15 protein-coding genes are annotated in these 14,306 nt (G+C 71.2%); 9 read left to right on the forward strand and 6 right to left on the reverse strand.

The genetic code is table 11. The annotated features are described in order from the left end of the window. Positions 1-1,508 (forward strand): PQQ-like beta-propeller repeat protein (locus FRZ03_RS25280; protein ID WP_261399337.1); only part of this gene is annotated, 1,508 nt, incomplete at its 5' end. A 213-nt stretch (positions 1,509-1,721) separates the two neighbouring features. Continuing rightward, positions 1,722-2,399, forward strand: a complete 678-nt coding sequence (locus FRZ03_RS25285; RefSeq protein ID WP_146467445.1) for a helix-turn-helix transcriptional regulator — start codon at positions 1,722-1,724, stop codon at positions 2,397-2,399. Between the two features lie 28 nt (positions 2,400-2,427). On the opposite strand, the gene FRZ03_RS25290 is transcribed toward FRZ03_RS25285, so the two are convergent. Both FRZ03_RS25290 and FRZ03_RS25295 read right to left on the reverse strand, forming a co-directional pair. Then, on the reverse strand, positions 2,428-2,733 hold the full coding sequence (locus FRZ03_RS25290; RefSeq protein WP_146467446.1) for a hypothetical protein: 306 nt from the start codon (positions 2,731-2,733) through the stop codon (positions 2,428-2,430). Between the two features lie 20 nt (positions 2,734-2,753). Then, positions 2,754-4,448 carry a sodium:solute symporter family protein gene (locus FRZ03_RS25295; RefSeq protein ID WP_146467447.1) on the reverse strand — a complete coding sequence of 565 codons (1,695 nt, stop codon included), beginning with the start codon at positions 4,446-4,448 and terminating at the stop codon, positions 2,754-2,756. A gap of 176 nt (positions 4,449-4,624) precedes the next feature. Here FRZ03_RS25295 and galT point away from each other — a divergent pair, with 176 nt between their 5' ends. Genes galT through galK form a run of 3 tightly spaced genes read left to right on the forward strand, consistent with a single transcriptional unit; the run spans position 4,625 to position 7,799 of the window. Next, positions 4,625-5,686, forward strand: coding sequence for a galactose-1-phosphate uridylyltransferase (galT, locus tag FRZ03_RS25300; RefSeq protein WP_146467448.1), 1,062 nt, complete (start codon positions 4,625-4,627; stop codon positions 5,684-5,686). Next, entirely contained in the window at positions 5,683-6,645 is a 963-nt protein-coding gene (gene galE, locus FRZ03_RS25305; protein ID WP_146467449.1) for a UDP-glucose 4-epimerase GalE, read from the forward strand. The genes galT and galE overlap by 4 nt, the downstream gene beginning before the upstream one ends. After that, positions 6,645-7,799: a galactokinase gene (gene galK / locus FRZ03_RS25310; RefSeq protein WP_146467450.1), complete on the forward strand. Its 1,155-nt coding sequence runs from the start codon at positions 6,645-6,647 to the stop codon at positions 7,797-7,799. Before galE ends, galK begins: the two co-directional genes overlap by 1 nt. 39 nt (positions 7,800-7,838) lie before the next feature. Here galK and FRZ03_RS25315 read toward each other — a convergent pair whose 3' ends face one another. Continuing rightward, a complete protein-coding gene (locus tag FRZ03_RS25315; RefSeq protein ID WP_146467451.1) occupies positions 7,839-8,279 on the reverse strand; it encodes a GNAT family N-acetyltransferase in 441 nt (146 codons plus the stop codon). A gap of 116 nt (positions 8,280-8,395) precedes the next feature. Here FRZ03_RS25315 and FRZ03_RS25320 point away from each other — a divergent pair, with 116 nt between their 5' ends. After that, positions 8,396-9,163, forward strand: coding sequence for a LuxR C-terminal-related transcriptional regulator (locus FRZ03_RS25320; RefSeq protein ID WP_146467452.1), 768 nt, complete (start codon positions 8,396-8,398; stop codon positions 9,161-9,163). Here FRZ03_RS25320 and tamR read toward each other — a convergent pair. Continuing rightward, positions 9,122-9,619 carry a MarR family transcriptional regulator TamR gene (tamR, locus tag FRZ03_RS25325; RefSeq protein WP_146467453.1) on the reverse strand — a complete coding sequence of 166 codons (498 nt, stop codon included), beginning with the start codon at positions 9,617-9,619 and terminating at the stop codon, positions 9,122-9,124. The genes FRZ03_RS25320 and tamR overlap by 42 nt on opposite strands. 103 nt (positions 9,620-9,722) lie before the next feature. Here tamR and FRZ03_RS25330 point away from each other — a divergent pair, with 103 nt between their 5' ends. Next, on the forward strand, positions 9,723-10,535 hold the full coding sequence (locus tag FRZ03_RS25330; protein WP_146467454.1) for a trans-aconitate 2-methyltransferase: 813 nt from the start codon (positions 9,723-9,725) through the stop codon (positions 10,533-10,535). 2 nt (positions 10,536-10,537) lie between these two features. Further along, positions 10,538-10,897 (forward strand): VOC family protein, encoded by a 360-nt coding sequence (locus tag FRZ03_RS25335; protein ID WP_146467458.1) that lies wholly within the window; start codon positions 10,538-10,540, stop codon positions 10,895-10,897. 79 nt (positions 10,898-10,976) lie between these two features. Here FRZ03_RS25335 and FRZ03_RS25340 read toward each other — a convergent pair whose 3' ends face one another. Together FRZ03_RS25340 and FRZ03_RS25345 are read right to left on the reverse strand one after the other, a co-directional pair. Next, positions 10,977-11,654, reverse strand: a complete 678-nt coding sequence (locus FRZ03_RS25340; protein ID WP_146467455.1) for a TetR/AcrR family transcriptional regulator — start codon at positions 11,652-11,654, stop codon at positions 10,977-10,979. Next, positions 11,651-12,658 (reverse strand): acyl-CoA desaturase, encoded by a 1,008-nt coding sequence (locus FRZ03_RS25345; RefSeq protein ID WP_146467456.1) that lies wholly within the window; start codon positions 12,656-12,658, stop codon positions 11,651-11,653. Before FRZ03_RS25345 ends, FRZ03_RS25340 begins: the two co-directional genes overlap by 4 nt. Positions 12,659-12,962: 304 nt before the next feature. Between FRZ03_RS25345 and FRZ03_RS25350 the strand changes: the two genes are divergently transcribed. Beyond that, positions 12,963-14,306: phosphoenolpyruvate carboxylase (locus tag FRZ03_RS25350; protein WP_146467457.1), on the forward strand; the 1,344-nt coding region annotated here is incomplete at its 3' end.

Genomic DNA, 14,306 nt, shown 5'->3' on the forward strand with positions numbered 1-14,306 from the left:
TGCAGGGACCGCCCCAGCCGGGCTACGGCTATCCGGGCCAGCCCCCGACCATGCCGATGCACCCGCAGGGCGGCCCGGGCGGCAAGCGGAACAACACCGCGCTGTACGTCGTCGTCGCGGCGGTCGTGGTCATCGCGCTGATCGTCGTCGGCGGCATCGTCTACGCCGGTTCCGGTGACGACGGGAAGAAGCAGGACACCGCCTCCTCCGGCGGCACCACCGGCGGTCAGGACAAGGGCTCCGGCGGCACCACCGGCGGCAAGGAGAAGGTGCCGGCGGACCCCGCCGCCAAGGTCCTCTTCCGGGTCCCGACGCCCTCCGTGCAGGACACCGTCAGCACCTCGGGCTCCTGGCTGACCGACAAGGTGTACGCCAAGACCGGCGTCGACGAGATCGTCGGCTACGACCCGGTCACGGGCGGCAAGCTGTGGACGGTCGAGCTGCCCGGCCCGGTCTGCGCGGCCAGCCGGCACATGACCGACGACCACAGGACCGCGATCACCTACCAGCCGACCAAGAAGAAGTACGACGGCTGCACCGACATCGCCGCGATCGACCTCGACACGGGCAAGCAGCTGTGGACGCGGACCGTCAAGTCCGGTGACTACCCGGTCAACTACCGGAACGTGACGGTCGCCCAGCACACCGTCGCGCTCGGCGACAGCAACGGCGGCGCCGCCTTCGACATCGACTCCGGCAAGCCGCTGTGGCAGCCGAAGCCGGCCGAGGACTGCTACGACGCGGGCTACGGCGGCGGCGCCAAGCTGGTCGCGGTCCGCAGCTGCGGCTCCTCCGACAACACCCGGCTGTCGATCCAGACCATCGACCCGGAGTCCGGGAAGGTGATCTCCGAGTACCGGATGGACCCGGGCATCGAGTACGCCTCGGTCGTCTCCACCGACCCGCTGGTGGTGGCCGCCGACGTCGGCGACAGCGCGGGCGACGGCAGCGGCATCTCGGACTACTTCTCCATCGACGGCAGGACCGGCAAGCTGCTCGCCCGGATCTCCGCGCCCGGCAAGACCTACGGCGGCCGCTGCGACGGCATCACCCGGATCGAGGACTGCAAGGAGATCGCCGTCGGCAACGGCAAGCTGTACGTGCCGACCGAGGAGCACGACGGCAGCGGCGCCTACAGCACGACCAACGAGATCGTCGCCTTCGACCTGACCACCGGCAAGCCCACCGGGCAGCGCGCCGAGGCCGGGGACGGCTATCTGCTGTCCCCGCTGCGCATGGACGGCGGCAATCTGCTCGCCTACAAGAAGCCGCCGTACGACAAGGGCGGACAGGTCGTCAGCATCGACGGCGCCACCTTCAAGGAGACGAAGCTGCTGGAGAACCCGGCGCAGGAGAGCGTGCGGCGGGCGGAGAGCAGCATGCTGCCGGACTACGCGGAGATCCTCTTCGGGCACGGCCGGCTGTACATGTCCGACGTCTTCGTGGACAAGGCGGACGCGGGGGACGACCGGCAGTACCTGGCGCTTGCTTTCGGCGCGGACGGCTGACCCCCGCGGACAACCACCCGGACGGGTGATGCGGTGAGCGGTGCCCCGGAGGTAATCGATCCGGGGCACTTCTGCTGTCCAGGGGCAGCGCCGCGTCGAACAAGCGTGTAGCTTCCGGGACGTGAAGGGGCGAGGTGCCGGGGGGCCCTCTGTCCAACGGGCCGGTGGGCGTCCATAGTGGGGCATCCATGGGCGGGACTGGGGGGTTGCTCTATGGCGGTGCGGCTCATGGTCGTGGACGACCATCGCCTGCTCGCGGAGGCGCTGGCATCGGCGCTGAAACTGCGCGGGCACCGGGTGCTCGCGTCGGCCGCGCCCGCCGCGGGCGCGGCGGACCTGGTGATCGCGCGGGCGCCGGAGGTGTGCCTGCTGGGTACGGCGGCGCCGGCCGAGCCGGGCGCGTTCGATCCGGTGGTGAAGATCAAGCGGGAGCGGCCGCAGGTGGCGGTGGTGGTGCTCGGCCCGGTGCCGTCGCCGCGCGGGATCGCCGCGGCGTTCGCGGCCGGGGCGTCGGGGTACGTGCGGCACGACGAGCGGATCGAGGGCGTCGAGCGCGCGCTCATGAAGGCGCGGGCGGGGGAGGCGGCGGTGGCCCCCCAACTCCTCCAGGAGGCCTTCGCGGAGCTGCTGAACCCCGCCGCCCAGCCGGACGACGAGGCCCAGCGGCTGCTGAGCGTGCTGACGCCGCGCGAGGTGGAGGTCCTCGTGCGCGTCGCCGACGGCGAGGACACCCGGGTCATCGCCTCCGGCATGCGCATAGCCCCCAGCACGGCCCGCACCCATGTCCAGCGGGTCCTGATGAAGCTGGGGGTGGGGTCACGGCTGGAGGCGGCGGCGCTGGCCGCCCGCACGGGGCTCCTCGACCGGGCGGGCGGCCACGGCGCCCCGTGAGGGGCGCGGGTCCCTCGCCGGGGCGGCGTTACTCCTCCCCTTCCCGGGGCGGCACCGTCGGCCTGAGCTTCAGCCACGCCAGGAAGAAGACGCCCAGCAGCAGCATCCCGATCCCGGTCCACAGGTTGATGTTGACGCCCTGGGCCTTGTCGATCGCGGCCTGCGAGTCGGTGAGGCCGGTGATGGTGACGATGACGCCGTAGACCACGAAGAGCCCGCCGATGATGCGGCGCAGATCGAAGATGCGGGCCGCGGTCGCCGACTTGGTCTCCAGTTCGGCGACCTCCCGCGCGACATCGCCCTCGGTGTAGTGGTGTTCGGGGTTCTCGGACATGTTCCCTCGATCCTCCCGCGTCAGAACGAGAACGGGATGTAGCAGACGGCGGCCAGTACGACCGCGCCCCAGCCGAGCAGCGCCGGCCTGCGGTACCAGGCGTCGTCACCGGGCGCCGGCGGCTCGGACATGCCGGGGGAGCGCGTGCCGTAGACCAGACCCTGGAGTTCCTGCGCCGGCTTCGGCTTGGTGAACAGCGACACCGCCACCATCACGACCGCGCCGGCGACGAACCCGGCGATCGCGGAGACGAAGTTGGCGCCCTGGTCGGTGGGGATGGAGATGATCCCCTTCTTGTAGAGGACGAAGTAGTTGACCATCGCGGTGGCGGTGCCCGCCAGCAGGCCCCAGAAGCCGGACTTGACCGACGCCCGCTTCCAGAACATGCCGATGATGAAGACGACGAACATCGGCACGTTGAAGAACGAGAACAGCGTCTGGAGGTAGGACATGATGTTCGAGAACGACGACGCGAGGAACGCCGTGCCCACCGACGCGCAGACGCCGATCACGGTGATCCACCGGCCGAACCGGACGTAGTACGCGTCCTCCCGCCCGCGCACCACGTACTTCGCCCAGATGTCTGTGGTGAACACGGTGTTGAAGGACGACACGTTGGCCGCCATGCCGGCCATGAACGCGGCGAGCAGACCGGTGACCGCGATGCCGAGCACGCCGTTGGGCAGCAGCTCCTGCATCAGGTAGGGGATGGCGTCGTTGTACTGCAGGCCCGAGCCGCTGGTGCCGATCTTGGGCACGAGCGCGGCGGCGACCAGGCCCGGGATCATCACCAGGAAGACGATGAAGATCTTCGGGTAGGCGGCGATCAGCGGGGTGCGCCGCCCGGCGGAGAGGTTCTTCGCGGACAGGGCGCGCTGCACCTCGGCGAAGTTGGTGGTCCAGTAGCCGAAGGACAGCACGAAGCCGAGGCCGAGGACGATGGTCAGCCAGTTGGCGCCGAGCGGGTTGCCGCTGCCGATCCCGGTGCCGCCCCACGCGGTGGTGAAGTTGTGGCCGTGGGTGGCGCTGAGCTTGTCGGTCAGTCCGCCCCAGCCGCCGACCTTGCGCAGGCCGAGGATCGTGATCGGGATGAGCGCGGCGAGGATCACGAAGAACTGGAGGACCTCGTTGTAGATCGCCGAGGAGAGACCGCCCAGGGTGATGTACGCCAGCACGAAGGCGCCGGCGACCACGATGGCCACCCACTGCGGCCAGCCCAGCAGCGCCTCGACCACGATCGCGAGGGCGTAGAGGTTGACTCCGGCGATCAGGATGGCGGCGAACGCGAACAGGATCGAACTGAGCAGGTGGGCTGCCTTGTCGAAGCGCAGCAGCAGGAATTCGGGGACCGAGCGGACCTTGCTGCCGTAGTAGAAGGGCATCATCACCAGGCCCAGGAAGACCATGGCGGGGATGGCGCCGATCCAGTACCAGTGCACGGTGTAGGCGCCGTACTGGGCGCTGTTGGCCGCCATGCCGAGGATCTCGGTGGCCGCCAGGTTCGCCGAGATGAAGGCGAGGCCGGTGATCCAGGCGGGCAGCGAGCGTCCGGAGAGGAAGAAGTCCAGGCTGGTCTTCACCGACCGGCGGGCGGCGAAGCCGATGCCGAGCACGACGACGAAGTAGATGGCCAGGATCGTGTAGTCAAGCCAGTTGGTGGGGAGCCGTAGCCCGGCCGCCGCCAGATACGTATGCGCGTATGTGGGGGTTTCCATGAGAACTCGCTTCGTTGCGCGAACTGATCAGAGCGGAACCTACGCCCCTGTGTTTATAAAATGAACACTTCTGGTGATGATCTTTGTTTGATTGTGATGAACTGACTCTGTGTCGGGTTGTGGTCTGTTATGTTTGATTGTGTTGAGGGATGAGTGGGCTGACCAAGGAGTCCAGCGTGAAGAAGACCCCGACCCGGCTGGCCGACGGTCGTGAGCTGATCTACTACGACCTTCGGGACGACGGCGTGCGCGACGCGGTCGACCGGCGCCCCCTGGACCGCACGGCCACCACCTCGGAGATCCGCCGCGACCCGCTGCTCGGCGACCGGGTCGCCATCGCCTCCCACCGGCAGGGCCGCACCTACCACCCGCCGGCCGACCAGTGCCCGCTCTGCCCGACCCGGGGCGAGCGGCTGAGCGAGGTCCCGGACTCCTCGTACGACGTGGTCGTCTTCGAGAACCGCTTCCCCTCACTCGCCGGTGACTCCGGGCGCTGCGAAGTCGTCTGCTTCACCTCCGACCACGACGCGTCCTTCGCCGATCTCGCCCCCGAGCAGGCACGCCTGGTGCTGGACGCGTGGACCGACCGCACCGCGGAGCTGTCCCGGCTGCCCTCGGTGGAGCAGGTGTTCTGCTTCGAGAACCGGGGCGCCGAGATCGGTGTGACCCTCGGCCACCCGCACGGACAGATCTACGCCTACCCCTTCACCACCCCCCGCACCGCGCTGATGCTCCGCTCGCTCGCCGCCCACCGGGAGGCGAACGGCGGGGAGAACCTGTTCGACGCCGTGCTGCGGCGCGAACTCGCCGGCGAGCGGGTCGTCCTGGAGGGCGAGCACTGGGCGGCGTTCGTGCCGTACGCGGCGCACTGGCCCTACGAGGTGCACCTGTACCCCAAGCGCCGCGTCCCCGACCTGCTCGCGCTCGACGAGGCGGCACGCGCCGAGTTCCCGCACGTCTACCTGGAGCTGCTGCGGCGCTTCGACCGCATCTTCGGCGAGGGGGAGCCGCCGACGCCGTACATCTCGGCCTGGCACCAGGCACCGTTCGGGGAACTGCCCGGCTTCGACGGGGTGACGCGGGACGACTTCGCGCTGCACCTCGAGCTTTTCACCGTCCGCCGCACTTCCGGCAAGCTGAAGTTCCTCGCGGGTTCCGAGTCCGGCATGAGCGTGTTCATCAACGATGTGCCGCCGGAACGCGCGGCCGAGCGACTGCGAGAGGTAGCGACTTCATGAAGTACCTGGTGACGGGTGGCGCGGGTTACGTCGGCAGCGTGGTGGCCCGGCATCTGCTGGAGGCCGGGCACGAGGTCACCGTCCTCGACAACCTCTCCACCGGCTTCCGCGCCGGGGTCCCGGACGGCGCCGCCTTCGTCGAGGGCGACATCCGCGACGCCGCCAAGTGGCTCGACCCCTCCTACGACGGCGTGCTGCACTTCGCCGCGTTCTCCCAGGTCGGCGAGTCGGTGGTGAAGCCGGAGAAGTACTGGGACAACAACGTCGCCGGCAGCATGGCGCTGCTCGGCGCGATGCGCGAGGCGGGCGTGCGCACCCTGGTCTTCTCCTCCACGGCCGCCACCTACGGCGAGCCCGAGCAGGTCCCGATCACCGAGACCGCGCCGACCCGGCCCACCAGCCCCTACGGGGCCTCCAAGCTCGCCGTCGACCACATGATCACCAGCGAGGCCGACGCCCACGGTCTGGCGGCGGTCTCCCTGCGCTACTTCAACGTGGCCGGGGCGTACGGCGCCCACGGCGAGCGGCACGACCCCGAGTCGCACCTGATCCCGCTGGTCCTCCAGGTCGCCCAGGGCCGCCGCGACGCCATCTCGGTGTACGGCGACGACTACCCCACCCCCGACGGCACCTGCGTCCGCGACTACATCCATGTGGCGGACCTGGCCGACGCCCACCTGCTGGCGCTGACGGCGGCCCGGCCGGGCGAGCACCTGATCTGCAACCTGGGCAACGGCAACGGCTTCTCGGTCCGCCAGGTCATCGAGACCGCCCGCGAGGTCACCGGACACCCGATCCCCGAGGTGATCGCCCCGCGCCGGGGCGGCGACCCGGCGGTCCTGGTCGCCGCCGCGGACACCGCCCGCGAGAAACTGGGCTGGAACCCGACCCGCGCGGATCTCGCGGGCATCGTCGCGGACGCCTGGGAGTTCGCGCAGCACCTCTCGAAGGAGGACTAGTGGGGGCACAGCAGGTCGCCGAGCGCTTCACCGAGCTGTACGGGGCGCGCCCGGAGGGCGTGTGGGCGGCGCCGGGCAGGGTCAACCTGATCGGCGAGCACACCGACTACAACGACGGCTTCGTCATGCCGTTCGCGCTGCCGCACCAGGCGGTCGCGGCGGTCTCCCGCCGGGACGACGGCCTGCTGCGCCTGCACTCGGCGGACATGGAGGGCGGCATCGCCGAACTGCGCCTGGACGCGCTCGCCCCCGGCGGCGACACCGCCTGGACGGCGTACCCGGCCGGTGTCGTCTGGGCGCTGCGCGAGGCGGGCCACGAGCTGACCGGTGCGGACATCCACGTGTCCTCGACCGTTCCCGCGGGCGCGGGCCTGTCCTCCTCCGCCGCCCTGGAGGTGGTGGTCGCCCTCGCGCTGAGCGAACTGCACGGGCTCGGCCTGCCGCGCTGGCGGCTGGCCCGCCTGTGCCAGCGCGCGGAGAACGTCTACGTCGGGGCGCCGACCGGCATCATGGACCAGACCGCGTCCGCGTGCTGCGAGGAGGGCCACGCCCTCTTCCTCGACACCCGGGACCTGTCCCAGCGGCAGATCCCCTTCGACCTCGCGGCCGAGGGCCTGCGCCTGCTGGTGGTCGACACCCAGGTCAAGCACGCGCACAGCGGCGGCGAGTACGGCAGGCGCCGGGCCGGCTGCGAGAAGGGCGCGGCCCTGCTGGGCGTCGACGCCCTGCGCGACATCCCCTACGACGGCCTGGACGCGGCGCTGGCACGGCTGGGCGACGAGGAGGAGGTCCGCCGCCTGGTCCGGCACGTGGTGACGGAGGACCACCGGGTGGAACGCACGGTGGCCCTGCTCCGCTCCGGCGACGTCCGGGCCATCGGGCCGGTCCTCACCGAGGGCCACGCCTCCCTGCGGGACGACTTCCGCGTCTCCTGCCCGGAGCTGGACCTGGTCGTGGACACCGCCCTCGCGCACGGCGCCCTGGGCGCCCGGATGACCGGCGGCGGCTTCGGCGGCTCGGCCGTCGTCCTCGCCGAGTCGGCGGAGGTCCCCTCCCTGACCAAGGCCCTGGAAGAGGCGTTCACCGCGGCGGAGTACGCCTCCCCGCGGATGTTCGAGGCGGTGCCGTCGGCGGGGGCGCGGCGGTTGGCCTGACGCCCGCGGCGGGGACGCGGGCCCCGGGCCGGCCCTCCGTCAGGCCAGGCGCTTCACCAGCGTGTACTCCGTGACGCCCGGCGGGTAGTCGGGGATCGCGCAGACCACCTCGTAGCCGTGCCGCTGGTAGAACCCCGGGGCCTGGAAGTCCCAGGTCTCCAGGCGGGCGGCCGCGCAGCCGCGTTCGGTGGCGAGGTGCTCGGCCTGGGCGAGGAGGTGGGAGCCCAGGCCCGTGCCGCGGTGGGGGGCGTCGACCCAGAGGAGGCCGACGTGCAGCCAGGTGGTCCAGGTGTGGCCCACCAGCCCGCCCGCCAGGGCGCCGGAGGGGTCCAGGGCCCAGACGTGGAGCGGGTACTCGCGTTCGGCGGGGGTGTTGCGCAGGGCCGCGAGGACCGGGGACGCCGCCGTGTTGGTGTCCCGTAGTCGGGCATGGAGCAGATCGCGTCGTGCCTTGTCGACTTCCGCCTCAATACGAAACATGCGGCACACCATAAACGCGCCCGACGGCCAGTTCTGTAAATCTCCTTCCGCTGCGTGCCGGGATCCGTACGCTGAGATACAGCGCCGGTGGGGGCCGGCGCCGTTCAGGGGGTTCTGTGGTCCGTATCCGAGTCCTGGTCGTGGACGACCACCGCATCTTCGCCGAGTCGCTCGCCGCCGCCCTGGCCGCCGAGCCCGACGTCGAGGTCTTCGCCGCGGGCAGCGGCCCGGCCGCGCTGCGCTGCCTGGAGCGGGCAGCCGCCGAGGGCCGCCGCTACGACGTCCTGCTCGTCGACGCCGACCTGGGCGGCCGGCCCGCCGCCGGGCGCCCCACGGTGCCCGTGCGGGCGGCGGACGAGGACGGCCTGGTCGACGGGATCTCCCTGGTCGCCGGGGTGCGCACCGCCCACCCCGGCGTACGCACCGTGGTCCTCGCGGAGAAGGACGATCCCCGCCGCGCCGCCCTCGCGCTGGGTGCCGGCGCCTCCGGCTGGGTCGCCAAGGACTGCTCCCTGTCCCGGCTGCTCGCGGTGATCCGGGGCGTGCTGCGCGGCGAGACGCATCTGCCGCCGGCGCTGCTGACCGGTGTCCTCAAGGAGCTGACCGCGGCGCGCAAGCACCGCAGCGAGAGCGAACGCCTGGTGGAGTCCCTCACCCCCAGGGAGCGGGAGGTGCTGCGGTGCATGGTCGCGGGCCTGGGCCGCAAGGCCGTCGCGGAGCGGCTGTACCTGTCCCCGCACACCGTGCGCACCCATATGCAGAACGTCCTGGGCAAGCTGGGCGTGCACTCCACCCTGGCCGCCGTCGCCCTGGCCCGCCGGGCCGGGGTGGGGCCCGTGGACCTAACCGGGGATGTTGTCGAACGGGGCGGTCAACTGGCGTAGCAGGCCCGCCAGTTCCGCCCGCTGCGCCCGCGACAGCTCACCGAGGATGGCCCGCTCCTGCGCCAGCAGCCCCGCGAGCGACTCGTCCGCGCGGTCCCGGCCGGTGTCGGTCAGCCGCACCAGCACGCCGCGCCGGTCGCTCGGGTCGGGCAGCCGCTCCACCAGGCCCTTCTTCGCCAGCCGGTCGATCCGGTTGGTCATGGTGCCCGAGGTCACCAGGGTCTGGGTCAGCAGCTGGCCGGGGGAGAGCTGGTAGGGCGTGCCCGCGCGCCGCAGCGCGGTCAGCACGTCGAACTCCCAGGGCTCCAGCTGGTGCTCCGCGAACGCGATCCGGCGTGCGCGGTCCAGGTGCCGGGCGAGCCGGCTCACCCGGCTGAGCACTTCCAGCGGCTCGACATCGAGGTCCGGGCGCTCCCGGCGCCACGCTGCGACCAGCCGATCGACCTCGTCCTCCATGAGATCAGTGTAGTGGTTGTGTCGATGTGAAGTCTCTTCGTGTCGAGTTTCTTTTCCTCAAGTATCTTGACATCGAGAGAAATTGGGCGGGAAGGTGGAGCACATGACGACACCGATCTGGGACCCCGCGCAGTACCTCCGCCACGCCGGGCACCGCGCCCGCCCGTTCGCCGACCTCCTCGCCCGCGTCCCCGCCCTGCCCGGCGCCCGGCCCCGCATCGCCGACCTCGGCTGCGGCCCCGGCAACGTCACCGCGATGCTCGCCGAACGCTGGCCCACCGCGCACATCACCGGCTACGACAACTCGCCCGAGATGCTGGACCGCGCCCACACCGAGCACGAGGGACCCACGCCCGGCGGCGGCCGCCTGGACTTCGCCCACGCCGACGCGCGGGTGTGGACGCCCGAGGAGCCGTACGACCTGATCGTCAGCAACGCCACCTTCCAGTGGGTGCCAGGCCACCTCGACCGCTTCGCCGACTGGACCTCCGCGCTGCGGCCCGGCGGGGTCTTCGCCTTCCAGGTACCGGACAACATCGACGCCCCCCTGCACGCCCTCATGCGGGAACTGGCCGACAGCCCGCGCTGGCGGGACCGCCTCGCCGACCTGCTGCGCCGCACCGACTCCGTACACCCCCCGGACGCCTACCTGGACCGGCTCGCCCGCCTCGGTCTCGCCCCCGACGTCTGGCAGACCACCTACCAGCACATCCTGGAGGGCGAGGACCCCGTCCTCGACTGGGTGAAGGGCACCGGCCTGCGCCCCGCGCTGACCGCCCTCGGCGACGACCCCGAGGCGCGGGAGGCGTTCCTGACCGAGTACCGGGACCTGCTGCGGGCGGCCTACCCGAGCGCCCCCTACGGCACGGTCCTGCCCTTCCGCCGCCTGTTCGCCGTCGCCGTCAAGGGGGAGTGACCGTGCTCGTCGCCCTCGACCACGTGCAACTGGCGGCACCGCCCGGATCGGAGGACGCCCTGCGGGCCTTCTACGCCGGCGTCCTCGGCCTGACCGAGGTACCCAAGCCGCCCGCCCTCGCGGCCCGCGGCGGCTGCTGGTTCGAGTCCGGCACCGTCCGCCTCCACCTCGGCATCGACCCCGGCTTCCGCCCCGCGCGGAAGGCCCACCCGGGCCTGCGGGTGCACGGCATCGAGTCCTGCGCGGCCCGCCTCGCCGCCCATGGCGCGCCCGTCACCTGGGACGAGGGCCTCCCCGGCCACCTGCGCTTCCACACGGAGGACCCGGTCGGCAACCGCCTGGAGTTCCTCCAGCCGCGGTAGCCGATCACCCTCCGCCGGATGGACACGACGGCGATCGCCCACATGGCCGGCGGGGGCGGCGCCCGCACCACCGCGCGGCCTACGCCTTGCGGTGGCCTATCAGCCGCGGCCGCTGCTCCAGCCCGTCCAGGCCGTGCCACGCCAGGTTCACCAGGTGCGCCGCGACCTCCGCCTTCTTCGGGCGGCGCACGTCCAGCCACCACTGGCCGGTCAGCGCGACCATGCCGACCAGCGCCTGGGCGTACAGCGGGGCCAGCTTCGGATCGAAGCCCCGGGACTTGAACTCCCGGCCCAGGATGTCCTCCACCTGCGTGGCGATGTCGGAGATCAGCGACGCGAAGGACCCCGTCGACTGCGGGATCGGCGAGTCACGGACCAGGATGCGGAAACCGTCCGTGTACTCCTCGATGTAGTCGAGGAGCGCGAACGCCGCCTGCTCGCACAGCTCCCGCGGATGGCCGGCCGTCAGCGAACCCGTCACCATGTCCAGCAGCCGCCGCATCTCGCGGTCGACCACCACCGCGTACAGCCCCTCCTTGCCGCCGAAGTGCTCGTACACCACCGGCTTGGAGACCCCGGCCTTCGCCGCGATCTCCTCCACCGACGTGCCCTCGAAACCCTTCGCCGCGAAGAGGGTGCGACCGATCTCCAGCAACTGCTGGCGGCGCTCGGCACCGGTCATACGAGTCCGGCGGGTCCGCCTCGGCTTGTCATTTCCTGGATTGCTGCTGGAATCGGTCGCCACGGCGTCAATCATGCCGCCTCGGCGGCCTGCCTCCGGCGCTGGGAGCCGCCATCCCCGTCGTTGCGGCGTGAATCGATACGCGAGCGTGACGGCCAGCGCACGTCGTACGCCCAGCCGAGCCGCTCGAAGATCCGGATGAACCGGGCCGAGGAATCGATCTGCCCGCGCATCACCCCGTGCCGCGCCGAGGTCGGGTCCGCGTGGTGCAGGTTGTGCCAGGACTCACCGCACGACAGCACCGCCAGCCACCACACATTGCCCGAACGGTCGCGCGACTTGAACGGCCGCCTGCCCACCGCGTGGCAGATCGAGTTGATCGACCACGTCACATGGTGCAACAACGCCACCCGGACGAGTGAACCCCAGAAGAACGCGGTGGCCGCGCCCTGCCAGGACATGGTCACCAGCCCGCCGATCACCGCGGGCGCCAGCAGCGACACCGCCGTCCACAGCACGAACTGGCGGGAGATCGCCCGCAGCGCCGGGTCCTTGATCAGATCGGGCGCGTACTTCTCCTGCGGGGTCTGCTCCTCGTCGAACATCCAGCCGATGTGCGCCCACCACAGGCCCTTCATCAGCGCCGGAACCGTCTCGCCGTACTTCCACGGAGAGTGCGGATCGCCCTTTGCGTCGGAGAACTTGTGGTGCTTGCGGTGATCGGCCACCCAGCGCACCAGCGGGCCCTCGACCGCCAGCGACCCCATGATCGCCAGCGCGACCCGCAGCGGCCGCTTCGCCTTGAACGAACCGTGGGTGAAGTACCGGTGGAAACCGATCGTGATGCCGTGGCACCCCAGGAAGTAGAAGAACACCAGCAGGCCCAGATCGAGCCAGCTCACGCCCCACCCCCACGCCAGCGGCACCGCGGCCACCAGCGCCAGGAACGGCACGGTGATGAAGAGCAGCAGCGTGATCTGCTCGATCGAACCCTTCTTCTCACCGCCCAGCGTGGCGGAGGGGACCTGGGTCTCGGGGGCCTTCCGGGCTTCGTCGATCACATCGGAATGTGAGGTCATGCGCGTCCCTTGGGGGGTCGGGGGTCGGGGATGGATGCCGGGCTTGCCGGAACCGGACGTGCGACGATGGCACGTCCCTACGGTTCCGTAACCTACGGCGACGTAAGTATGGCAGCGTGTCGAGCGGCGGCAAGAGCCCGAGCGCCTGCGCGTCCCCATCGACACCTATCCTTGGAATCGGTCGGACAGCGCGGTCCGCTGAAGTTTCCTTCCCGGACGCTCCGGCCCGTATGCGGCACCAGGCCGCGCGGCAGACGGCCGGGTACCTCCCCGAGACGCTTCAACACTGCAAGGAGCCGCACCTGTGAGCAGTGCCGACGACCAGACCACCACGACCGGCAGCGAGCTGCGCGCCGACATCCGCCGCCTGGGTGACCTCCTCGGAGAGACCCTCGTCCGGCAGGAGGGCCCGGAACTCCTCGAACTGGTCGAGAAGGTCCGCCGCCTCACCCGCGAGGACGGCGAGGCCGCCGCCGAGCTGCTGCGCGGCACCGAACTCGAGACAGCCGCCAAGCTCGTGCGCGCCTTCTCCACCTACTTCCACCTCGCCAACGTCACCGAACAGGTGCACCGCGGCCGTGAACTGCGCGCCCGACGCGCCGCCGAGGGCGGCCTCATCGCCCGAACGGCCGACCGCCTCAAGGACGCCGACCCCGAACACCTGCGGTCCACCGTCCGCAACCTCAACGTCCGGCCCGTCTTCACCGCCCACCCCACCGAGGCCGCACGCCGTTCCGTCCTCAACAAGCTGCGGCGCATCGCCGCCCTCCTCGACACCCCCGTCCTGGACTCCGACCGCCGCCGCCACGACGTCCGCCTCGCCGAGAACATCGACCTGGTGTGGCAGACCGACGAGCTGCGCGTCGTACGGCCCGAACCCGCCGACGAGGCCCGCAACGCCATCTACTACCTCGACGAGCTGCACGCCGGCGCCGTCGGCGACGTCCTGGAGGACCTCACCGCGGAACTGGAACGCGTCGGCGTCCGCCTCCCCGACGACACCCGCCCGCTCACCTTCGGCACCTGGATCGGCGGCGACCGCGACGGCAACCCCAACGTCACCCCCCAGGTCACCTGGGACGTCCTCATCCTCCAGCACGAATACGGCATCAACGACGCCCTGGAGATGATCGACGAGCTGCGCGGCCTGCTCTCCAACTCCATCCGCTACACCGGCGCCACCGAGGAACTCCTCGACTCCCTGCGCGCCGACCTCGACCGGCTGCCCGAGATCAGCCCCCGCTACAAGCGCCTCAACGCCGAGGAGCCCTACCGCCTCAAGGCCACCTGCATCCGGCAGAAGCTGGAGAACACCAAGCAGCGCCTCGCCAAGGGCACCGCCCACGAGGACGGCCGCGACTACCTCGGCACCGGCGAACTCCTCGCCGACCTGCGGATCATCCAGACCTCCCTGCGCCGGCACCGCGGCGGCCTCTTCGCCGACGGCCGCCTCGGCCGCACCATCCGCACCCTCGCCGCCTTCGGCCTCCAGCTCGCCACCATGGACGTCCGCGAACACGCCGACGCCCACCACCACGCCCTCGGCCAGCTCTTCGACCGGCTCGGCGAGGAATCCTGGCGCTACGCCGACATGCCCCGCGAGTACCGCACCAAGCTCCTCGCCAAGGAACTGCGCAGCCGCAGGCCC

Origin of the sequence: Streptomyces misionensis (assembly GCF_007896895.1) — a bacterium.
GTDB classification, from domain to species: Bacteria; Actinomycetota; Actinomycetes; order Streptomycetales; family Streptomycetaceae; genus Streptomyces; species Streptomyces misionensis_A.

Excerpts from the sequence above, each read along its gene's own strand:
- tamR (WP_146467453.1), bottom strand. The coding sequence starts at position 9,619 with ATGGAGGACGAGGTCGATCGGCTGGTCGCAGCGTGGCGCCGGGAGCGC.
- galE (WP_146467449.1), top strand. The coding sequence starts at position 5,683 with ATGAAGTACCTGGTGACGGGTGGCGCGGGTTACGTCGGCAGCGTGGTG.
- FRZ03_RS25285 (WP_146467445.1), top strand. The coding sequence starts at position 1,722 with ATGGCGGTGCGGCTCATGGTCGTGGACGACCATCGCCTGCTCGCGGAG.
- FRZ03_RS25345 (WP_146467456.1), bottom strand. The coding sequence starts at position 12,658 with ATGACCTCACATTCCGATGTGATCGACGAAGCCCGGAAGGCCCCCGAG.
- FRZ03_RS25330 (WP_146467454.1), top strand. The coding sequence starts at position 9,723 with ATGACGACACCGATCTGGGACCCCGCGCAGTACCTCCGCCACGCCGGG.
- FRZ03_RS25290 (WP_146467446.1), bottom strand. The coding sequence starts at position 2,733 with ATGTCCGAGAACCCCGAACACCACTACACCGAGGGCGATGTCGCGCGG.
- FRZ03_RS25295 (WP_146467447.1), bottom strand. The coding sequence starts at position 4,448 with ATGGAAACCCCCACATACGCGCATACGTATCTGGCGGCGGCCGGGCTA.
- FRZ03_RS25315 (WP_146467451.1), bottom strand. The coding sequence starts at position 8,279 with ATGTTTCGTATTGAGGCGGAAGTCGACAAGGCACGACGCGATCTGCTC.
- FRZ03_RS25340 (WP_146467455.1), bottom strand. The coding sequence starts at position 11,654 with ATGATTGACGCCGTGGCGACCGATTCCAGCAGCAATCCAGGAAATGAC.